We start from the raw sequence: 21,232 nt of genomic DNA, 5'->3' as shown, positions 1-21,232 counted from the left end.
ATTCATCGATCCTCCCGTATCTTCTATCTCTTCGTTAGTAACTGCCTTCGTTATTCCTTACCCGGTGGAAGAAAAAAGCAATAGGATGGCTCCTATTGCCGTTATGCCCCGGTACCTTTGAGAAGGTGCCTGTTCTGGACAAAATATTCGATTCCCGAATAGATCGTAATCAGCGCGGCAGCCCAGATCGCAATGACATCAAACGGAATCCCCAAAAATACAAACGGGAAATTGTTGATCAGAAGCGCGACAATCGCCACGATCTGAATCACCGTCTTGATTTTTCCGGATTGACCTGCTGCGACTACCGAACCTTCCAGAAGCGCAATTTGTCTCAAGCCAGTCACCGCAAATTCCCTGCTGATGATGACAACAGCAATCCAGGATTCGCATTTTCCCATCTCTACAAGCGATATGAGTATGGCCGCAACCAGCAGTTTGTCCGCCAGCGGATCCAGAAGTTTACCCAGATTCGTCACCATATTGTTTTTCCGGGCCAGATACCCGTCAATGCCGTCCGTGCTTGCAGCAAGTATGAATATCAGTGCCGCAATCAATTGGTTATAGGGCAGGACAAAATCATTCCACACAATGGGATCCGGATAAAAATCAAAATCCACCAGCAGGAAAATCATCATGACAGGGATCAAGCAAATGCGGGCCAACGTGATACGATTGGGTAAATTCATGGGGCAACCTCCCTTGCAACGGGTTGTCTTGTTAACTCGGCAGACCCTGCAGCGGTTATCCTTCTGCATGTCATCAGGGTCGCTCTTCCCAAGAGCCTAAAGGGTTTGAAGCGTGCATCGCTGTCTGTCATTTTCATCCCCCAGTAATCTATGTATACGTTAATCCTTATATATCGTTTTTTAGTATAATATTTCCGTTGACGCCCTGTCAAAAGAAACAAACCCGCCGAGCCTGCCCGAAATGGAGCCTCATTGCTTGGATGGAGAGGAGCGTTTATTTAAAATTGGTGAATTGCAGATCCAAGGAAAGGTCCGCTTTGCGAAGAAGCTGCATGATCTGCTGAAGATCATCCTTGCTTTTTCCGGTTACCCGAATCTGGTCGCCTTGAATCTGGCTCTTGACCTTCAGCTTGGAATCACGGATCAAAATATTGATCTTTTTGGAATTTTCCTGGTCGATTCCTTGCTTCAAGGTCAGACGCTGGCGGACGGTACCCATGGAAGCGGGCTCGATCTTACCGTACTCCACATTTTTAAGCGACAAGCCCCGTTTCACCATCTTGGTCTGCAAAATATCGATAACGGCGTTGAGTTTGTACTCGTCATCGGAGGCAATGACCAGCGCGTCCTTGTCCAGCTTCAAGCTGCTCTTGCTGCCCTTGAAGTCAAAACGGTTTTCGATCTCGCGCTCCGCTTGATTAACCGCATTGGTAAGTTCCTGCATATCCATTTTGGATACGATATCAAATGAGCTTTCTGAAGCCATGGTGAATCCTTCCTTTCATTTGGCGATAATGCTTCTATTATAGGTAAAACCGAGAGACAAGTCTAATCCTGCAAGGAATCCGCAATGGATCAGGAACGAAAAAGACTCCGCTTATCGCCAACATCATCCGGCGAAAACGAAGCCCGCTCCCTCAACTGCTAGCTTTCTCATCATGCACCGGACGGCGGAACATACTCAGTATGCCGAGTAAAATATGTGCCAGCCCAAAGCCTAATATGCCATACCCCCAGCTGCTCGGAATCAAATAATAGCCCAAGAGGCTGACGATAACGCCTAATCCGAATATAATCCAATTGACCGTCACAGAGCATCACCTCTTTCGGGAAGTGAAATAACAGCATGCAGCTGCATGCTGTTATGATGACCTGGAGGACAGGCAATTATTCGAAGTCGGTGGTATCCGATGTATCCTCGGTACCCGCGTTATCCATGGTGCTTGCGGAACCATCGGCCGGCTCCAGCACGATGCGCGACGTGGACTTGCCATCCGTTACGGGCTGGCCGCCAACCGTAATGGTCGTTGCAGCGGAATTCCCCGATTTCACGAAGAGTCCCTGGCTGTCCATGTCAAAGCTCAGCGAAGCACCGTTCTCGAGCATTTGGAAAGCCAGCTTCTCCCCGGAAGTATTGTTGCCGCGGTATACCTCGACCCAGCTCTTGCCTTCGCTCGTGGCCACAATCTCGACCTTCACGGACGAGCCCGATACCTTAAATACGGTGTTCTTGCCTTCCGTCCGGTCCTGCGTCACCGTAGCCGCTCCAGGCGTTGAATCACCCGGTTCATCGATGTCCGTTCCGTCTGTGCCTTCTGTTCCGTCCGGGGTGTCAGTTCCTTCTCCGTCCGTGCCTTCGTTAACCGTGCCGTCCGGAACATTGTCGCCGCCCTGCGCTCCGTCGCCTGGCGTCCCGGAATCCGTGTTATCCGGAGTTTGCGGGTTCTGCGCCTGATCGGTCTGCGTCTGATCATTGTTGCTGACCGGCGGTTCGTCCTTAGGCTCATTCGAATTGATGGCCACCAAATATATGACAACAACGATCAGGATCGGGAACGTCCACATCAGCAGCGTAGGCAGCCATTTCATGTTCCGTTCGGTTGTCGGTCTGCTGGCGCGCTTTTGAATAACCGGCTCCATGGTCGCTTCCGGTTCGGATTTAGGCACATCCTGTTTGTGCCCTTCAAGCAGTTCGTCCGGGTCAATCCCCACCGCTTCCGCATAGGTTTTGATGAATGCCCGCACGTAAAAACTGCCGGGAAGTACTTTGTAATCCCCTGCCTCGATGGCTTCCAAGTATCGCTTGCGTATTTTAGTCATTTCCTGCACATCATCAAGGCTCATCCCTTTTTGCAGACGCGCCTCCCTTAATTGCTGTCCCAGTTCGGACATGCCATCACCTCCTACTTTAGAATTTCGTGGTCAAAGTCAAACCTAAATATTATAAATCGTCACTATAAGAGCCCGTGAACGTATCATAAACGATTTCCTCTTCCGGATTGTTTCGCAATTCGATGATAATGTCGAAATCATCGTAGGAATATTCGGATTCGCGAACAAAAATATCGGGATGCTCGATCACTTTCGTGCTCTCCATTCCCATGATATCCTGCAGGAGCTGATAGTGGCGTTCATTGGACCGGATCGTGCTCACAATGCCGTCGATGATAAAAATGTTGTTCGTATTCATCTCGTCCTCGGAGAGCTGACTGCGAATGGTTTGACGGAGCAGCGTAGAGGAAACAAAGGTCCAGCGCTTCATCGCGCAGACGCTGCCGGCGATAATGGACTCGGTTTTGCCCACGCGGGGCATTCCGCGAAGTCCGATGACCTGATTACCTTCCCTTTTGAACAATTCACCCAAAAAATCAACAAGTAAACCGAGCTCATCACGCGTAAAACGAAACGTTTTACGATCATCCGAGTCCCGGTCGATATATCGTCCATGACGGACAGCCAGAATATCCACCAGTTTCGGGGGCCTCAAGGCTGATACCGTAATATTTTTCATTTTGTTTAACATTTTACCCATCAGAACAATTTTTTCTTCGTCATCCGTCTCGAGCAGCATTCCGCGGGTTTGGCCTTCCACGCCGTTAATGGTTAGTATGTTCACTTCGAGCATACCCAGCACGGATGCGATGTCACCGAGCAAACCGGGCCGGTTCTTATGTATTTTATATTCCATGTACCATTGATTCGATTCCACAAAGACACCTCTTTGCACTTCTTTTCCATCAATATTCGACAAATTCCAGCGAAAATTGCACGCAAAAACAGGTCAAATGAAAAATGGGTCACGTTAATGATATATAAAATAAAAATGAAAGGCAAGTATTAACGGTGACATGAAAATTACATTCTTTTTTCTTGACAAAAAGCCCCCATTGTCGGGGGGCTTTTTGTCAAAGGATTATGCGTTGTTCTTGGCCAATTTCACCATCAGACGCGCGATAACGTGGCGCTCTTCCTCGTTACCTACATCCCACAATTCTTTCAGTGCGCGGTTGGATGAGTTTTGTGGATCAACCTTCTCGTCGAGGAAATCACCGATCTCATAAGCCAGCTGGGAAATGGTGTCTTCACTCATACCCGCTTTCTCGGCTTGAACGACGCGCTCGCCCAGGAATTTCTTCCAGGAATCAAAGTTTTTGATTACGGATGACATGAATTAAATCCTCCTTTTGCATGGTGGCAATTCAGATTTAAAGTAACAATAGTAATATGTCCCCGTAACCAGTACCTTATGAGTGGTGAATTGCACCACGACCTTAGATCTAGGTCACCCATCCTCCGTTCGGGCTGATCACTTGCCCGGTAATGTAGCCCGACTCGGGCAGCGCCAGAAAATACACCAGCGACGAAATCTCATCCGGCTGCGCCAATCGGCCGACCGGAATTTCATCCTCCAGCATGCGGATTTCATCCGACTCCAGATGCCCCAGCATGGACGTATCGACCGCACCGGGCGCCACGGCGTTCACCGTCACGCCGGACGGGGCAAGCTCCTTCGCAAGAGCCTTCGTAAAGGCGTTAACGCCGCCTTTGCTTGTCGAATACAATACCTCGCAGGAGGCACCGGATAACCCCCAGATCGAGGATACATTGATGATCCTGCCAAATCGCTGGGAAACCATGCGCCCCATAAAGGCCTGGGAACACAGAAACATCCCGCGCAGGTTAATGGACATCAAAGTATCCCACTGCTCTTCCGTCACGTCGGACAAAAGCCCGTAATGGGACACGCCCGCGTTGTTGACCAGAATATCCGGCTCCATATCATGACTCTGCAGTTTCTCTTTCATCCGCAATATCTGCTCTTTGTCGCGCAGGTCGGCGGATACGGTTAATACCTTGGCTCCATAAGCCATGCAGCGGCGGGCAACCTCGTTGGCCGCTTCATGCGAATTCATGTAGTGGATGACCACATTCATGCGAACCGAGGCAAAACGCTCGGCGACAGCCGCCCCTATGCCTCTGCTCGCACCCGTAATCAATACCGTCATTTCCCCGATCGGCTTCAACTCTCTTCCCATGCCTTGCTTCATTACGGACTCACAACGATCGATACGGCCAGCTGGTTCCAATCGACATGCTCCTGCAGGCGGCGGTTGACATCCTCCAGGGTGATGGATTCATAAACCGGCAAAACGTTGAAGAAATCGGCGCCGCGGAACTGATAGCGTGTAAATTCATGGGCAATGTTTTCCGGGGAATTGAGCATGCGCAAATAGCCGCCCATTTTCTTCTTGCGGGCCCGTTCAAAGTCTGATGCTTGGAATCCGGCTGCCTTTAGCTTATCCACCTCGGTGCGGATGCGCTCCAGCAGTTGATCCGGATCCTTCGTGTCCCCGCCAACCGCGGAGAACGCATACTGGGGCGAGCTGTTATATTCATGACCGAAGCTGTCGGAGATCAAATCCTCATCGTACAGCTTCTGATACAACTCCGTACTGGAGCCAAACAGGAGATCCATCATCAGTTTGGTCGTCAGGTCGCGGCGCAGCTGCTCATCGGCCGATAAACCGACCTGCTTCTCCTTGAAGCCGAACAGGCATTTCGGCAGCGATACGGCCAGGCGGCTCTCTCTCCGCTTCTCTTCGACTCCCTCCGGTTCCGGATCGAATAAACGCTCAATGGAACCTTGTTTGTCGTACGATTTTCGGGCTTGGTTCGATCGGATCAGGTTCATCGTTTCGTCGGGATCGACGCCGCCCACCACGAACAGCAGCATGTTGCTCGGATGATAGAACGCATTGTAACACGTATACAGGTCTTCCTTCGTAATCGTCCCGATGGATTCCACCGTGCCGGCGATGTCGATATGCACCGGATGCACCTTATACATTGCTTCGATCAGGCCGAAGTACACGCGCCAATCGGGGTTATCCTGGTACATGTTGATTTCCTGGCCGATGATCCCTTTTTCCTTCTCCACGTTCTGGTCGGTAAAATAAGGATTCTGCACGAAATCGATCAGCGTCTCCAAATTTTCATGAATGTTCTCCGTGGCCGAGAAGAGGTACACGGTCTGGTCAAAACTGGTAAAAGCGTTCGCCGAGGCGCCATTGGAAGCAAACTTCGCAAAAATGTCGCCCTCCGGCTCCTCAAACATTTTGTGCTCGAGAAAATGGGCAATTCCGTCGGGAACCCGGGTCTCGGACTCGCCTTGGACCTTGAAATGGTTATCGACCGAACCGTATTTGGTTGCGAAGGTCGCATAGGTTTTCTGGAAGCCGGGTTTAGGCAGCACATACACGTGCAAACCGTTATCCATCACTTCGTAGTACAGCGTTTCCTGCAGATTGTCATAATGAATGCTCTCCACCGGCTTATTCCTCCTTTTGACCTTTCAGGAAATAGATCGTATCCAGGGAAAATGCCGAAGCCGCCTGCTTCACATCGTCCACAGCAATGCCCTCGACCTGCTTCAGCAGTTCATCCGGCGTACGTTCCCGGCCCGACAGGGTGCGGTTAAAATCATACGCAATCATCTCGAAGGCCGAATCCTGCATTTCTTTGATCACGTTGCGGATCATGGCTTTCGTCTGGGTCATTTCGATGTCCGAGATGGCACCCTTGGCCATGTCATCGAGCTGCTGGCGAATGATGTCGACCGCCTTCTCGAAATTTTGAACCTCGATCCCGGACTGGATGGTAGCAATCCCTTTATGACCGTCATATCGGGAGGAGGCGTAATATGCCAGGCTTTCCTTCTCCCTCACGTTAACGAACAGCTTCGAATGCGGATAACCTCCCAAAATCCCGTTATACAGAAGCGCAGCGGCATATTCGTCATCTCCGTACGTAATCGTGCTTCGAAGGCCCATGTTGAGTTTGCCTTGATTGATGTCCAGCTTCTCCACGACCGTCTGCGTCTCGTTAGCGGCCGTCCGCGTGATCGAAGGAACATAATCCCGGCTTTCCGTCCGATTCAGTTTAAAATGCTCCTCGACGAGCGTCTTCACCTCATCCAGACTCGTATCGCCAACCACGTACAAATCCAAAACGGACTCTTGGAGCCATTTCTGATAAGACTCATACAAGCCCTCCGGCGTGATGCCGTCAAGGTCCTTCCGCTCTCCGAGCGGATGCAATCGGTACGGCTCGTTCTTGCACATCACCTCAATGCAGCGTTCGGCGGCATAACGGATCTTATCGTTTACGATAGACTCCAGCTTCTTGCGGACCGTGTCGCGCTCGGTTTGCACGTAAGATTTGCGGAATGCGCCATTCTCTAGCACAGGCTGGGTGAATGCCTCGCCCAGAAAAGCAAATGAGGAGCGCAGCAGGCTCTCAGGGCTCTTAACAAAAGAATCATTGATCGTGTCCATGCGGAAGTGCACGATCTGATAATCGCCGCGTTTATACACGTCAAAGCCAAATCCGGCGCCGTACAGCTGCTCCAGCTGCTCGCGGAATGCTCTGGTTTCCGGGTAAGAGACCGTCCCTCTGCGCAGTACAAAAGGCGTAAGCGCAGTCGATGTCACGGTTTTCTCCGCTAACGGGCTTCCGGCGTAAAGCGATATCGCAAATGTCTTGAATCGGTTTGTCGGCAACACGTGAATCCGTATCCCTCCGGCAGTACCGTGTTCAAATTCCGTTTTCGTCAAGGTCCATATCCCCTTACATCATGGATTGTCGTTGCCATAATTTACTTCATAGATAACTTTCATTCTAACCCATCGCAAAGTGAAGAAGCAACCGAAGACAGGCCCCGGTTGCCGTTGGTTAAGCTACATACAAAAGATATGTTGACCGATGGTTTTGACTTGAGGACGCGTCCATATCCATGGCGAGGTGGCTGTTTTCGGATTGAAATAGTACAAGCATCCTCCTGTAGGATCCCAGCCGTTCAGCGCCTGCTCCACCGCTTTTCGCGCCTGGGCGTTCGGCTCCAGCCATATCTGGCCGTCAGCGACCGCGGTAAATGCTCTCGGCTCGAATATAACCCCATGCGGCGTGTTCGGGAAGCTTGGCGATTTCACCCGGTTGAGAATAACGGCCGCTACGGCGACCTGTCCTTCAAACGGCTCTCCGCGCGCTTCGCCGTAAACGGCATTCGCCATGATTCTCAAATCATTGTCGGACAGGCCCATAGTATTCGATGAGGCTAGGTTGTTATTCCCTTGATTAGTACCGCCGCCGGTTCCGCCAGCACCGGCTGCTGCACCTCCGCCTTCATGAAGCTTCGGAGCGGTCGGACGGAAATCCTTGGTTGCGTTATAAAGTTTCAGTTTGACCTTCGGCCCCACGATGCCGTCCACCTTCATGCCGAACTCGGATTGGAACCACTTGACGGCGCCTTGGGTCTTGGAACCGAACACGCTGTCGATTTTGCCGTGATAAAAGCCTAGGTACTTCAGTCGCCCTTGCAGCTCATACACGTCTTCGCCAGTGGAACCGAATTTGATGGTCTGCTGGCTAAAGGTCGGCAAAGCTTCCTGTAGACTCGTACTGTGATCCGTTTTCAGCCTTCCCTGGGCGAAGACGACGGCAGATAACAGTATCGCAATGCTGATCAGAATCCAGATTCTTGAGTTTTTCATGCTGCGCTCTACCTTTCTCTTGTGGTTTAACAAGCCTCGCTACCGTTATTATGACAAGCCTGCCAATATCCTATGCACCTATTCCCTGAGGACGGCATGAGCGCAGAAGATCCTATAAACGCAAAGAGAGCTGCTCCTTTGAGGAAACAGCTCCTTAAATGTTCTTATCAGTGGCAGCGAATTAAACCGGATTCATCCGTCGCTTCTGCCTAGCTCTACGCACGCCATGACCAACGCTCCGACGCCATGCAGGTCATTTTCGCATTGCTGCCTTTCCACATAGTGCTCGTAATCGCCTACGCCCGTGCCGATACAGATTTGGGGCATGACCAAATGTCCCTTGTCATTGCGATATACGGATTGGACCAGACCTTGATATCCTTGTCTTGCATACGTCATAAAAGAAGGATCCAGATAACCCAGACGGACTCCTTTTGCCAAGGTGTAGGTGAAAAGACTGGAGCAGGAGGTTTCGAGCCAATTGTCCTCCCGCCCCCCTTTGTCCACTACCTGATGCCACAGGCCGGTAGGCGGATCCTGATAACGCACCAGCGCTTCGCTTAATTCACGGAGCGTGGCTGTCAGCTCTTCCCTCGCCGAATGATGCTCAGGCAGTAAATCGAGGAACTCGACAATCGACAGCGCATACCAGCCTATGGCGCGTCCCCAAAATTCCGGAGATTGCCCGCTGACCGGATCCGCCCAGGGCATCGTTCGGCTCTCGTCCCAAGCATGATAATACAAACCGGTAGCCTCATCCTTGGTATGGGAGCGCATCAGCTTTTCCTGGAACAATACCTCGTCAAATAAATGCGGCTCGTTATACTGCCTCGCATAGTTCATCGTAAATACGCCGCCCATATACAGTCCATCCAGCCACATCTGGTATGGATACCGGTCCTTATGCCAATAGCCGCCTTCGGTGGTCCGGTTCAGCGTGGACAGCAAGCGGAGCAGTTTATCCGCTGCGGCCCTGTAGCGGTATTCGGGAAACACAGCATCCAATTCCATCAGGAGCAGGCCCGCTTGAACGGAATCCAGCTCCCCCCGCTCCAGCAGCAGGTTGCCGTTAGCGTCCACCAAATGATCGACATAGCCTTTGATGTAATTCAAAAACTTGGCGTCCCCGTTAAATTTCCACAATTGAGACAACCCAACCAAAAATACGCCCTGATGGTAATGCCACCTGCCTGCAGGCGGAAGCTGCTCGGGCGAATACGTTTCCATGATCGATTGGCAAGCCTTGGCGGCGAGTTCTATTGGTGACAAAGCGGACTGTGCCTGCTGCTGTACGGGATTGGACATACGTGCTCCTCCTCTTTCTAATCAATTACTAAAAAGCGATTGAATTTATAGAATAACGCCATCCTTGAAAATGGATATTTCCCGGAAGCCGTTCCGTTCATTTTGCGTCTTCTCAATGCCTGAGGCCAAATGAACGATGACCTCCAAGAGTTCCGCATGAAGCTCATCCATGCTTTTGCCCTCCAGCAGAGCTCCCGCATTAAAATCGATCCAATGCTTTTTACGTTGGGCCAGCTCGGAATTGGTCGCGATTTTGACGGTTGGTACCGGCCCCCCGAACGGCGTCCCCCTTCCGGTCGTGAACAGCACGAGGTGGGCGCCGGCTGCAGCGAGTGCCGTGACCGATACCAGGTCATTGCCCGGCCCCTCGATCAGGTTCAGTCCCGGCTTCGTAGTTCTTACGCCGTAACGGAGCACATCGGATACGGTTGCAGTCCCCCCTTTTTGGGTGCATCCCAGCGACTTCTCCTCTAAGGTCGTGATGCCGCCGTCTTTATTCCCGGGAGACGGATTTTCATAGATTTCCTGTCCATGCGAGACGAAATATTGTTTAAAGTTGTTGATAAGCAAGGTGATATCCTGGAATACCTGCTCGTCGGCAGCCCGATCCATCAGGATCGTTTCGGCACCGAACATCTCCGGCACCTCCGTTAGAAGAGCGGTGCCTCCATAGGCGGTAATCGTATCCGCGATGCGGCCCGCCAGCGGATTGGCTGTAATGCCCGAAAGTCCGTCCGACCCGCCGCATTTCAGCCCGATTTTCAGTTTGGAGAGAGGAACCTCCGTTCGTTTGAAAGTCTCCGCATATTCCACGAGCTCGGAAATGAGGGACAACCCTTCCTCCAATTCGTCCTCCATGTCCTGGGCACGCATATATTTGATCCTATTCCCGTCCTGCTCCCCGATCATGGCCTGCATTTGATCGATCTGATTGTTCTCGCAGCCGAGCCCAATAATGAGCACGCCTGCGGCATTGCCATGCTGAGCCAGGGAGGATAATAGGCGCTGGGTATGGCTCAGATCATCTCCGAGCTGCGAGCAGCCGTAGGGATGCGGAAAATGATAAACCCCATCAATCCCTCTCCCCTGAAACTGCTGACCTGCCATTCGTGCCAGCAGCTCGCAGGTTTTATTAATGCAGCCGACGGTGTTGATGATCCAGATTTCGTTGCGGATTCCAACCTCGCCGTTCGGTCTGACATATCCTTGGAAAGTTGACGAACCGTGGCTGGCAGCTGAAGGCTCAAGCTCTTGATTCGTGTTCGGCTTATACTGATACTCCACTTCACCGGAGAGACCTGTTTTCAAATTGTGGGTATGGATCCAGGCCCCCGGCAAAATGGCTTCCTTCGCCAGACCGATCGAATAACCGAATTTGAAAACATGGTTACCTGCCTCAATCCACCGCAGTGCCACCTTATGACCCTTAGGGACGTCCTCCGCTAATTCGATGGCATGCTCCTTCCCGTTCAAGATCCCGATAGCATGTTCTCCTGCCGACAAAGGACGAAGCGCAATGCCGACATCATCCTTGCTGTGAAGAATGACGATGTCACTCATGTCTCGTTCAGCTCCATTTCTTCGATATAGCTGCTTACTGTCTCATGAAGAGCAGGAATTCGGTTCAGATCCTCGCCCCATATCCTCTGGTTACCAAGAATGGATGCCACAAGCTGTCGTATAGTCCACTCCCCGCCGTCTGCCTTTTGCCACGCTTGCTGCAGTGTCATCAGGTTATCCGGATCATCTCTTAACGGCAGCTGTTCACCATCAAGTCGAGTGCCGTACCATTGCCCCTCTTTTGTGCCGGCATGATACAGACGGATCAAGGAAGCCAATCCCAGAGTAATGATGGTTGGCAGCTGATTATGCATTCTGATATATTCCTTTAAGCTCGGCAGAACCCGAACCCTAAATTTGGACATGCTGTTCATGGCGATGTCCTGCAGCCTGTGCCGAATAAAGGGGTTGCGGAACCGCTCCCACACGGTTTCGGCATATGCTCCAACTTCTTCCTGCGGGAGGGGCACCCCCGGAACGATCTCCTCGAGCATCGCGTTTCGGATGCGTTCACCCCATTCAGGACTTTCCGTCATTTCCTTTACTTCGTTCAAACCATGGAGCAGGCCTATCGAAGCCATAAGGGTATGCGTTCCATTCAAGATCCTTACCTTTCTAACCTGATACGGAGTCAGATCGGATACCCAGCTTACCTGAAGGCCCGCCGACCGAAGAGGCAATCTGGACTCCAGTGACGGATCACCCTCAATCGCCCAGAAATAATAGGGCTCGGCCGTGTTGAGCAATCGGTCCTGATGCCCCCATTTGTCAAAATAACGCTCCGCTTCTTCCGGATAGCCGGTTACGATCCGGTCTACAAGCGAGTTCAGGAACAGATTATGCTCCGCCACCCAGTTCTGAAAGGCCGGCGAAAGCCCCCAATCCTGTGCATGCCGCAAAACAATGGATTGCAAGATATCCCCGTTTCGTTCCAAAAGCTCGCAAGGCAGTATCATCAAGCCCTTGTCCGGCGAGCCCTCATAATGCTCATAACGCCGATACAGCAGCATGGTCAGCTTGCCGGGATACGACAACACCGGTTCGTCCGGATTCCATTCACTGCGCTGATAATCAAGGCCCGCCTCGGTCGTATTGGAAACGATGATATCCAGGGAATCCAGCTCGGCGATCCTTAAGAAGTTCTCCCATTCCGCATAGGGATCCACGATCTTCGAGAACACCGGAATCCACTGCTCCTCCTCAACTTTTCGTCCATCCTGGAGACCTCGGGTCAGCAGACCGTATATCCCTTCCTGTTCCCGCAGCTGCTCCAGCTTGGGCCTTCCGCCGGGTCTTGGCTGACTGACCGCAACGCTCCCTTGAAACAGCCCCCGCCGGTTGCATTCATAGATCATCCAATCAAAAAAGCCCCTCAGAAAATTACCCTCGCCGATTTGCAGCACCTTCACGGGGAAGTTCAACATCTCCGCGTCCTGGCGTATATCCTGTTGCTGGAGAAACTCCCGTCCGACCAACTTCAAAGATTTGCTTCGGTCCGTGCTCGTACCCATGGTTTATCTCCCTTCCGTCTGGCCAAACCGGAAATAACGCTCGGCGTTGTTGTAACAAATATCCTGCACGATGCCTCCGAGCCACGGAAGATCATCCGGCGCTTCGCCCCGCGTAACCCACTCGCCGAGAAGATTGCAAAGAATACGCCGGAAATACTCATGACGGGTGTATGACAAAAAACTTCTGGAGTCGGTCAGCATCCCGACGAATCGGCTCAACAGGCCCATATTGCCGAGTTTGCTCATCTGCTCAACCATGCCGTCTTTGGTGTCGTTGAACCACCACGCCGATCCGAACTGGATTTTGCCCGGAATGCCGTCCCCTTGAAAACTCCCGATCAGTGCTGCAAGGATATCGTTATCGCTGGGGTTGAGCGAATAGAGTATCGTTCTCGGAAGCGCCGACTCTTGATCGAGCCGATCCATCAGCTTAACGAGCGGTACGGCGATCGGACTATCGTGAATCGAATCATAACCGGTATCCGGACCCAATTGCCGAAACATCCGGGTGTTGTTGTTGCGTTGGGCATTGATATGGAACTGCATGACCCAGCCGAGCCTGGCATAGATACGGCCGAGATGAAGCAGCGTATGCGTCTTGAACTGTTCCTCTTCTTCCCGGGAAACCCGCTCTCCCTGAAGCGCTTTCAAGAAAATGTCGCCCGCCTGCCCATCGCTGACCTCTCGATAAGGCACGTAATCCAGCGCATGATCGGATACCCTGCCGCCCACCGAATGGAAAAATTCCGCTCGCTGCTCAAGCGCTGCCAGAAATGCCGGATAATCCGCTATCTCGATCCGGCTTCGCTCGGCGAGCAACTTCACCCAAGGAACGAACGTCTCCCGGTTAATCTCCAGCCCCTTGTCCGGACGGAACGACGGGAGCATCTGAAATCCGGTTTCTCCTTCCTCCGCCAGCTTGATATGATATTCCAGGCTATCCGCCGGGTCATCCGTCGTACACACAACCTTCACGTTGCTTGACGTAATCAACCCCCTGGTCGTAAAATCACGTTCCTGGAGACGCTTGTTTGCCGCCTCCCAAATTCGCGGAGCATTCTTTTCCTGAATGATATCCGATATGCCGAACAGCCTTTGCAGCTCCAAATGCGACCAATGGAATAAGGGGTTGCCAATCGTCATCGGCACGGTGCGGGTCCAAGCCAAGAAGCGGTCATAATCGTTCACGCCCGGCCCTCCCGTGATGTAGGCCTCTTCCACGCCTGCAGCACGCATCGCCCGCCATTTATAGTGGTCACCGTTGATCCAGGCTTCCGTTAAGTTCTCGAACCGGTGATTGTCAACGATCATTTGCGGACTCAAATGACAGTGGTAGTCGATGATTGGCATGGCTTTAGCATAATCGTGGTATAAGATGCGGGCAGTCTCGTTATGAAGCAAAAAATGTTCATCCATAAAAGGTCTCATGAATTCACCGTCCGTTTCTATAGATTATCTACTATGTTACGGCATCATCGGTTTGATTTCTTCACGTTTATTGCGAATATAGAGGATTATTCAACATATCTTGCTTTGTTTTACAAGAAGAAGTTGATACAATATAGCTGAATCAATTGGAATAGCTCCAAGATGTTATGATCTGAACGAAGCGGGGGCGATTGTCATATCCAGCGAAACCCATACCGTATCCTACGGAGAAGAAGAAGGCGAATTTTATTATCATCGCATTCACCGCACGAAGCCCTTTGAACGAAATAACCATTATCACGGAACTTACGAAATCTACTATTTGGTTTCGGGAGAACGCCATTATTTTATCAAAGAGAAGCTGTACTCCATCCGGGCGGGGGACCTGATTCTCATCAATAAATTCGATGTCCATAAAACCTCGGGCCATGGAGACCCGGAGCATGAGCGTATCGTCATTAATTTCAGCGATTCCTTTCTCGGCAAAGGCCATCCCTTGCTGGGATCGGGATTGCTCGGCATGTTTAACCAGGATCGGCCGCTGCTGCGCTTAACCGTGCATGAGCAGGCGACCATCATGCATATTCTGAATAAAATGGCCGATGAGATCCGGGAACGCTCCGCTTCGTATGAGCATATGCTGCAGGTGCTGCTAACGGAGTTATTAATCAAAACCTATCGATTAACCCATTCCGCCTCGCTGCCTGCCAACGCCTCCATGAATCCGCTCCATCAAAAAATCACGGACGTGGTCAAGTTCATTCACGTCCACTACGCAGACAAAATCACGCTGCAGGGATTATCCGAAACCTTCTACATCAGTCCGTTCTACCTGTCCCGGATCTTCAAAGAGATTACGGGCTTTACCATCATTAATTACCTCAACCTCACCCGGATTCGGGAGGCGCAGCGCCTTCTGACGGATACGGATCTGAAAATCGTGGACATCGCCGAATCGATCGGCTTTGAAAGCCTCACCCATTTTGACCGGACCTTCAAGAAAATCATGAACATGACGGCAAGCCAATATCGCAAAATCAACAGCGTCCCCTGAACATGCAAAAAAGGAAGCGAGCCACCAGGAGTCCAGGGTTGTTCGCTTCCTTTTTTAGTTATGATCATACAATGAGCCGCTTAGCTGATTCGATTCTGCTGCTGCTGATATTGCTCGATGGACATCAGCACTTCCCGCGGCTTGCTGCCCTCATAAGGACCGATCACCCCGCGCGCTTCCATGGAATCGATGAGGCGGGCGGCACGGGTGTAGCCTACACGCATTCTCCGCTGCAGCAGCGATACGGATGCCTGCTTAGCTTCCAATACGATGGTCACCGCCTGTTCATACAACTCATCCAATTCTTCTTCGTCCGCGCCAGCAGATTCCTCTATTTCAGGCACCAACGACTCGTCATACTCAGCCTGTCCTTGATCCCGGACAAAATCCACGATATTCTCGACCTCATGATCACTCATGAAGGCTCCCTGAACGCGGATCGGCTTGGAGGAACCCATCGGCATAAACAGCATGTCCCCCCGGCCAAGCAGCTTCTCGGCGCCCGCCATATCCAGAATGGTTCGGGAATCGACCTGCGAAGACACGCCAAAGGCAATACGCGACGGGATGTTCGCTTTAATGACCCCTGTGATAACGTCGACCGACGGACGCTGCGTTGCGATAATCAGATGGATACCGGCTGCACGCGCCATCTGGGCCAATCGCGTAATCGCATCCTCCACATCGTTGGCCGCAACCATCATCAAATCGGCCAACTCGTCCACGATGACAACGATATACGGCAATACCGCAGGCAGATTATCCTTCATCAGATTGTTGTAGCCCTCAATATTCCGCGTTCCCGACTTGGAGAACAGCTCATACCGCTTCTCCATCTCCACGACGATTTTCTTAAGCGCTAAGGATGCCCGCTTCGGATCGGTTACCACCGGCGCCATCAAATGCGGAATCCCGTTATAGACATTGAGTTCGACCATCTTCGGATCGACCATCAGGAACTTAACCTCATCCGGCTTCGCTTTATACAGGATGCTGGTAATAATGCCGTTGATGCATACGGATTTACCCGAACCCGTGGCGCCTGCAACTAGTAGATGGGGCATCCGTGCCAAATTACCGACAATCGTCTGGCCCGAAATATCGCGGCCGAACGCGATCGACAGCTTCGATTCCGCGTCCTGGAACGTCGGCGTTTCCATAACCTCTCGCATGGTGACAAGCGAAACTTCATTGTTCGGCACTTCGATCCCGATGGCGGACTTGCCTGGAATCGGCGCCTCCATCCGAATATCCTTGGCCGCAAGCGCGAGTGCGATATCATCGGTCAGATTCACGATCCGGCTGACCTTGACGCCGATGTCCGGCTGAATTTCATAGCGGGTTACCGACGGACCCCGGACAACCTCCAGAACCTTGGCCCGAACGCCAAAGCTTTCCAGCGTGGCCTCCAGCTTTCGCGCTGTCTGCATGTAATCGTTCTGGTCTCCACCCTTGCCGCCGTTGTTCGGTTTGGACAGCAGCCGGAACGGAGGCAGCTTGTACGGCTTGGGCGGCGGAGCCGGTGGTGCTGCCGGTGCCGATCCTTCTTGCCCCCCAGTATCCGCCATCACAGCTGAATTCGTCTCGCCGTTCAGCGTCTCTGGGTCAACCATGGCATCCGAACTTGATGCCGCGTTCACCGAAGGGTCCTCATGTGCCGGAGGCACTACCGCTTCGTGATCGTCTTGATCGTCATCCAATCGTCCTTCTTGCTTCACCTGTTCGAAGAAATCGCGAATAATCGGCGAAGAAGGTACAGGATCCGCTGCAGAAAATGCAGCATCCGTCCCCTCCTCCGATTGATCCGCTCGGCTGAACAGGACGACCTCGCCCTTATCATGCTCACCATGTCCGTTGCCAACCGTAAATACCGGAGCCGACTCATCCATCACATCCTCTGCGTCTTCTGCGGCTTCGTTCCGCTTGTTGCCCTTGGAACCAAACATTTGGAAGAATTGCGGCGCTTTACGCTTCGGCAGCCGCATGCCCTCCATATCGTCGAGGTCATCGTCTTCATCCAGATCCTCCGGCAGCTGTATGCGTTGCTCCTTCGCGCTTGTCTTCGCCGCCGCTTTTGATTTCGTCTGCTGGCTGTTCATTTTCTTTTGGATTCGTTCCCCGGCTTTCACAACCCTGACGCGGAACATCCGCATTAAATCAACATAGGAGAGATTCGTAATCAGCATAAAGCTGATAAACAGCATGACAATCACAATCAATTTTGCCCCGATGCTGCCGAAGAGCATTAACAAGAGGGCAAACTGCAAGGCTCCCACATAACCCCCGCTGATATCCCGGCCCATGACAGCATGACGTCCGTCATCCGCCGCGGCCTGAAGGAGCTCGCCCTGCAAATCGCTATGTATCTGGCTCATCGCACTCGATGCATTCAATTGTCCGATCGGAGCCAATTTGGACTCCAGACCCGCAATACTGCTCATTAAGGTGAGCGATAATACCAGGAGAAGGACACCGGTACGCCTGCTGTTCCACCGTTTGGGCCATTTCCGGTGAATCATCACCATTAACCCGTAATAAATGCCAATTAGGGGGATGATAAAATAATACTTACCCAGCAGATATCCGGACATCTTGGACAGGGAACGCCCCACCGGTGCTTCTCCGGATAACGCGATGACCGAGAGTGTCATCAATACAATTCCATAAATTTCATATTTCAATACGGCTGCAAAGGCTGCCTTCTTCTTTCTTTTCCGCTTTGCCAAATGTGTCACCCCCGAATCCATATTATAGCATAATATTCGGTGGCGTACCTATGTTCTGTTTTCAGCCTTTAGCCTCATTTTCGACGGTCGGAATATAGCGAATCATGGTCCCTGGCGCGTAGCGCGGGTTCAAGTAATCATGAAGCCCGCAATCCAATAAACGAACGATTTTCGCCTGTTCTTCCGTTACAGGCTTCACTTCCATCAAAATACCATCGACTCGAACTTCCCTGGACATGACCTCATGCTCCGCTTGGAGCAGCCCGGTCGGATCCAAGGGCATGACGCTGTACCAAGTCATTGCGTAATCCCCCCTGGCTGAATCGTTTTACGCTCGGCGATCATGCTGTTCAGTCGGCTTAATGCCTGTCCGATTCCACCCACTTCGTTCATTAGGCCATACTTTACGGCGTCTGCACCCGAAACCGCAGTACCGATATCCCTGTTCAATTCGCCGGTCTTGAACATCAGATCCTTGAACTGTTCCTCCGTGATCCCCGAATGGCTCGTCACAAAGCGCACGACGCGTTCCTGCATTTTCTCCATGTATTCGAAGGTTTGCGGGACGCCAATGACTAACCCGCTCATGCGAATCGGGTGAATCGTCATCGTTGCGCTCTCCGCGATAATTGAATGGTCTGCGGCTACAGCGATAGGCACGCCGATGCTATGACCCCCTCCAATGACAACCGTTACCGTCGGTTTGCTGAGCGAAGCAATCATTTCGGCAATGGCAAGCCCTGCTTCCACATCGCCGCCAACGGTATTCAGAATGATCAAGAGTCCTTCGATTCGCGGATTTTGCTCGGCTGCCACTAGCTGTGGAATCATATGCTCGTATTTGGTCGTTTTATTTTGCGGCGGCAGCACGAGATGACCCTCAATTTGTCCAATAATCGTCATGCAAAAGACATTGGATTCTCCGCCGGTCGGAAGCCCCGTCTGTCCCAGCTGCTGAATGGTTTCCGTCACGGCCGCTTTCTTGCCTTCCTCGGTCGGAACGACCGGAGGCGCCTCCGTCTCGCCGGTCCACCCCGCTTTTCTGTTGCCCGTCATCCGTTGATCGTTGTCCATCGCGCATCCCTGCCTTTTTATTCTTAATGTCTAGCTGCTGCAACAAACACATAGCTAACCCTTAGTATGGCAAATGACGCGGCTTTTTTATGCTTGTGCAGAGCATTCAGCATTAGGCCATACTCATAACAAACAAAAAAACTCCTCCGAACCAAATCGGGAGAAGTTGCATGATTTCATATAAAAAGCCCCTCTTTCGCGGAAACCGTCCAATTATTACCTGCGAAAAAGGGGCGACTGTGTGCCTGATTTATTGTATTGTCTCGTATCAGACTTCCATGATGATCGGCAAGATCATCGGTCTGCGACGTGTTTGTTCATACAAGAAGCGTCCCAACGCGTCTTTCACGCTGGTTTTCAGTGACGCCCATTCATTCACGTTTTCGCTCATCAGCTTCTGAAGCGTGCTGGAAACGATACGGTTGGCTTCATCCAGAAGCCCTTCGGATTCTCGTACGTATACGAATCCACGGGAAATAATATCGGGACCGGATACGATGGAGCCGTTTTGTTTGCTCAACGTAACGACAACGACCAGAATACCGTCCTGGGACAGAAGCTTACGGTCGCGCAGTACGATGTTCCCTACGTCCCCGACGCCAAGTCCGTCAATCAGCACATTGCCGGCGGTCACTTTGCCGGCTTTGCGGGCCGAGCCGCCTTGAATCTCCACAATTTCACCGATATCGGTAATAAAGATGTTGTCCGGATCCACGCCTACGGATTCCGCCAGCAGGGCGTGACGGCGCTGCATCCGGTACTCGCCATGGACAGGGATGAAAAATTGCGGTTTCATCAGATTCAGCATCAGCTTAAGCTCTTCCTGGCTACCGTGACCCGACACGTGGACGCCCGAATTGGATCCGCTATAAATCACGTCTGCTCCAAGACGGAACAACTCATCGATCGTACGACCCACGTACTTCTCATTTCCAGGTACTGGAGTCGCTGCGATGATGACCGTATCTCCCGGCAGAATGTCCACCTTGCGGTGGGTGGAACGTGCCATGCGCGTGAGCGCTGACATCGGTTCTCCCTGACTGCCTGTACACAATACGACAACGCGGTCCGCTGCCATTTTGTTTACCTCTTCGGGTTCGATCAGCATGCCGTCCGGAATGTGCAGGTATCCAAGCTCTGCGGCAATGGATACAACGTTAACCATGCTTCTCCCGATTACCGTGATTTTGCGTCCGGTGGACTCGGCTGCATTGACAACCTGTTGAATACGGTGCACATTCGATGCAAACGTTGCAACAACAACCCGCTGCTCGGCTTTGCGGAAGATGTCTTCCAGCACGATGCCTACGTTTTTCTCGGAAGGCGTAAAGCCGGGGCGCTCTGCGTTTGTACTGTCCGACAGAAGAGCCAATACTCCCTTGCTTCCGATCTCAGCCATACGCTGCAGATCCGCATACTGGTCATTGACCGGAGTATGGTCAAATTTAAAGTCCCCCGTGTGCACCACATTGCCTTCCGGCGTTTCGATACAGATCCCCACGGAATCCGGAATGCTGTGATTGGTTTTGAAGAAGGTCGCTTTCAATGTGTTTCCGAGTTGAACTTCCGAATCCGCATGGATCAGAATCCGTTTCGTCTCACCAAGCAAATTTGCTTCTCTGAGCTTGTTTTCCACCAATCCGAGCGTCAATTTCGTTCCGTAGACAGGAACGTTCAGGTGTTTCAATACGTAAGGGAGGCCGCCGATATGGTCCTCGTGACCGTGAGTCAGCAAAATCCCTCTCACTTTGTCGCGATTTTCCGTTAAATAGCTAATATCAGGAATAACAATATCAATCCCAAGCATATCTTCTTCTGGGAACTTCAATCCCGCGTCCACGACAACGATGTCGCCTGCATACTGGATGACATACATGTTCTTCCCGATTTCACCGACGCCGCCCAAGGCAAAAATCGATAGTTTATCGCTGCTTATTTTCTTAGACAAATGTATCTAACCCTCCTATAGTTTTGGACGTCGTACCATTGTTATATTAAATTTCAAAAAAATACCGCACCCAGTCACTTGAATTCATTATACATGATGAAAAAGTGA

The 21,232-nt window shown here is 51.7% G+C and carries 19 protein-coding genes; 1 reads left to right on the top strand and 18 read right to left on the bottom strand.

The genetic code is table 11. The features are described 5' to 3' along the window. Positions 1–101: 101 nt before the first annotated feature. The 14 genes from pgsA to uxaC all read right to left on the bottom strand — a co-directional run bounded on the left by pgsA (position 102) and on the right by uxaC (position 14,322). Positions 102–689 (bottom strand): CDP-diacylglycerol--glycerol-3-phosphate 3-phosphatidyltransferase, encoded by a 588-nt coding sequence (pgsA, locus tag BMX45_RS01905; RefSeq protein ID WP_009589313.1) that lies wholly within the window; start codon positions 687–689, stop codon positions 102–104. A gap of 274 nt (positions 690–963) precedes the next feature. Next, positions 964–1,455 carry a YajQ family cyclic di-GMP-binding protein gene (locus BMX45_RS01900; RefSeq protein ID WP_009589306.1) on the bottom strand — a complete coding sequence of 164 codons (492 nt, stop codon included), beginning with the start codon at positions 1,453–1,455 and terminating at the stop codon, positions 964–966. Between the two features lie 151 nt (positions 1,456–1,606). Then, complete coding sequence (locus BMX45_RS31185; protein WP_009589315.1) at positions 1,607–1,780, bottom strand: hypothetical protein; 174 nt, start codon at positions 1,778–1,780, stop codon at positions 1,607–1,609. Positions 1,781–1,856: 76 nt separating this feature from the next. Beyond that, a complete protein-coding gene (locus BMX45_RS01895) occupies positions 1,857–2,861 on the bottom strand; it encodes a helix-turn-helix domain-containing protein (RefSeq protein WP_090908243.1) in 1,005 nt (334 codons plus the stop codon). A gap of 49 nt (positions 2,862–2,910) precedes the next feature. Continuing rightward, a complete protein-coding gene (locus tag BMX45_RS01890; RefSeq protein ID WP_009589314.1) occupies positions 2,911–3,678 on the bottom strand; it encodes a DUF3388 domain-containing protein in 768 nt (255 codons plus the stop codon). A 204-nt stretch (positions 3,679–3,882) separates the two neighbouring features. After that, positions 3,883–4,137: a DUF3243 domain-containing protein gene (locus BMX45_RS01885; protein ID WP_009589302.1), complete on the bottom strand. Its 255-nt coding sequence runs from the start codon at positions 4,135–4,137 to the stop codon at positions 3,883–3,885. A gap of 109 nt (positions 4,138–4,246) precedes the next feature. Further along, positions 4,247–5,017 carry an elongation factor P 5-aminopentanone reductase gene (fabG, locus tag BMX45_RS01880; protein WP_009589317.1) on the bottom strand — a complete coding sequence of 257 codons (771 nt, stop codon included), beginning with the start codon at positions 5,015–5,017 and terminating at the stop codon, positions 4,247–4,249. Further along, entirely contained in the window at positions 5,017–6,297 is a 1,281-nt protein-coding gene (locus BMX45_RS01875; protein WP_090908242.1) for an EF-P 5-aminopentanol modification-associated protein YfmH, read from the bottom strand. The genes fabG and BMX45_RS01875 overlap by 1 nt, the downstream gene beginning before the upstream one ends. 4 nt (positions 6,298–6,301) lie before the next feature. Then, positions 6,302–7,582, bottom strand: coding sequence for an EF-P 5-aminopentanol modification-associated protein YfmF (locus BMX45_RS01870; RefSeq protein WP_090908241.1), 1,281 nt, complete (start codon positions 7,580–7,582; stop codon positions 6,302–6,304). 123 nt (positions 7,583–7,705) lie between these two features. After that, positions 7,706–8,518 (bottom strand): spore cortex-lytic enzyme, encoded by an 813-nt coding sequence (gene sleB, locus BMX45_RS01865; RefSeq protein ID WP_090908240.1) that lies wholly within the window; start codon positions 8,516–8,518, stop codon positions 7,706–7,708. A 192-nt stretch (positions 8,519–8,710) separates the two neighbouring features. Then, on the bottom strand, positions 8,711–9,823 hold the full coding sequence (locus BMX45_RS01860) for a glycoside hydrolase family 88/105 protein (RefSeq protein WP_090908239.1): 1,113 nt from the start codon (positions 9,821–9,823) through the stop codon (positions 8,711–8,713). A gap of 45 nt (positions 9,824–9,868) precedes the next feature. After that, positions 9,869–11,383 (bottom strand): UxaA family hydrolase, encoded by a 1,515-nt coding sequence (locus tag BMX45_RS01855; protein ID WP_090908238.1) that lies wholly within the window; start codon positions 11,381–11,383, stop codon positions 9,869–9,871. Further along, entirely contained in the window at positions 11,380–12,894 is a 1,515-nt protein-coding gene (locus BMX45_RS01850) for a tagaturonate reductase (RefSeq protein ID WP_090908237.1), read from the bottom strand. Before BMX45_RS01850 ends, BMX45_RS01855 begins: the two co-directional genes overlap by 4 nt. Before the next feature lie 3 nt (positions 12,895–12,897). Next, positions 12,898–14,322: a glucuronate isomerase gene (gene uxaC / locus BMX45_RS01845; RefSeq protein ID WP_090908236.1), complete on the bottom strand. Its 1,425-nt coding sequence runs from the start codon at positions 14,320–14,322 to the stop codon at positions 12,898–12,900. 190 nt (positions 14,323–14,512) lie between these two features. Between uxaC and BMX45_RS01840 the strand changes: the two genes are divergently transcribed. After that, positions 14,513–15,376, top strand: a complete 864-nt coding sequence (locus tag BMX45_RS01840) for a helix-turn-helix transcriptional regulator (RefSeq protein ID WP_090908235.1) — start codon at positions 14,513–14,515, stop codon at positions 15,374–15,376. Positions 15,377–15,456: 80 nt separating this feature from the next. Here BMX45_RS01840 and BMX45_RS01835 read toward each other — a convergent pair whose 3' ends face one another. From BMX45_RS01835 to BMX45_RS01820, 4 genes are all read right to left on the bottom strand, one after another. Next, positions 15,457–18,102, bottom strand: a complete 2,646-nt coding sequence (locus tag BMX45_RS01835) for an FtsK/SpoIIIE family DNA translocase (RefSeq protein WP_090908234.1) — start codon at positions 18,100–18,102, stop codon at positions 15,457–15,459. Positions 18,103–18,163: 61 nt separating this feature from the next. Then, on the bottom strand, positions 18,164–18,403 hold the full coding sequence (locus BMX45_RS01830; RefSeq protein ID WP_090908233.1) for a YlzJ-like family protein: 240 nt from the start codon (positions 18,401–18,403) through the stop codon (positions 18,164–18,166). Further along, a complete protein-coding gene (locus BMX45_RS01825; protein WP_090908232.1) occupies positions 18,400–19,176 on the bottom strand; it encodes a ClpP family protease in 777 nt (258 codons plus the stop codon). The genes BMX45_RS01830 and BMX45_RS01825 overlap by 4 nt, the downstream gene beginning before the upstream one ends. Positions 19,177–19,444: 268 nt before the next feature. Continuing rightward, on the bottom strand, positions 19,445–21,124 hold the full coding sequence (locus tag BMX45_RS01820) for a ribonuclease J (RefSeq protein ID WP_009594732.1): 1,680 nt from the start codon (positions 21,122–21,124) through the stop codon (positions 19,445–19,447). Between the last annotated feature and the right edge of the window lie 108 nt (positions 21,125–21,232).

The organism is Paenibacillus sp. cl141a (genome assembly GCF_900109305.1).
Taxonomy (GTDB): domain Bacteria; phylum Bacillota; class Bacilli; order Paenibacillales; family Paenibacillaceae; genus Paenibacillus_AQ; species Paenibacillus_AQ lautus_A.
Note: the sequence above shows the minus strand (reverse complement) of the source record. Positions and strands in the feature narration are given on the sequence as shown.

Coding starts and splice junctions, on each gene's coding strand:
- pgsA (WP_009589313.1), bottom strand. CDS start 689: ATGAATTTACCCAATCGTATCACGTTGGCCCGCATTTGCTTGATCCCT.
- BMX45_RS01900 (WP_009589306.1), bottom strand. CDS start 1,455: ATGGCTTCAGAAAGCTCATTTGATATCGTATCCAAAATGGATATGCAG.
- BMX45_RS01895 (WP_090908243.1), bottom strand. CDS start 2,861: ATGTCCGAACTGGGACAGCAATTAAGGGAGGCGCGTCTGCAAAAAGGG.
- BMX45_RS01885 (WP_009589302.1), bottom strand. CDS start 4,137: ATGTCATCCGTAATCAAAAACTTTGATTCCTGGAAGAAATTCCTGGGC.
- fabG (WP_009589317.1), bottom strand. CDS start 5,017: ATGAAGCAAGGCATGGGAAGAGAGTTGAAGCCGATCGGGGAAATGACG.
- sleB (WP_090908240.1), bottom strand. CDS start 8,518: ATGAAAAACTCAAGAATCTGGATTCTGATCAGCATTGCGATACTGTTA.
- BMX45_RS01860 (WP_090908239.1), bottom strand. CDS start 9,823: ATGTCCAATCCCGTACAGCAGCAGGCACAGTCCGCTTTGTCACCAATA.
- BMX45_RS01855 (WP_090908238.1), bottom strand. CDS start 11,383: ATGAGTGACATCGTCATTCTTCACAGCAAGGATGATGTCGGCATTGCG.
- BMX45_RS01850 (WP_090908237.1), bottom strand. CDS start 12,894: ATGGGTACGAGCACGGACCGAAGCAAATCTTTGAAGTTGGTCGGACGG.
- uxaC (WP_090908236.1), bottom strand. CDS start 14,322: ATGAGACCTTTTATGGATGAACATTTTTTGCTTCATAACGAGACTGCC.
- BMX45_RS01830 (WP_090908233.1), bottom strand. CDS start 18,403: ATGACTTGGTACAGCGTCATGCCCTTGGATCCGACCGGGCTGCTCCAA.
- BMX45_RS01825 (WP_090908232.1), bottom strand. CDS start 19,176: ATGGACAACGATCAACGGATGACGGGCAACAGAAAAGCGGGGTGGACC.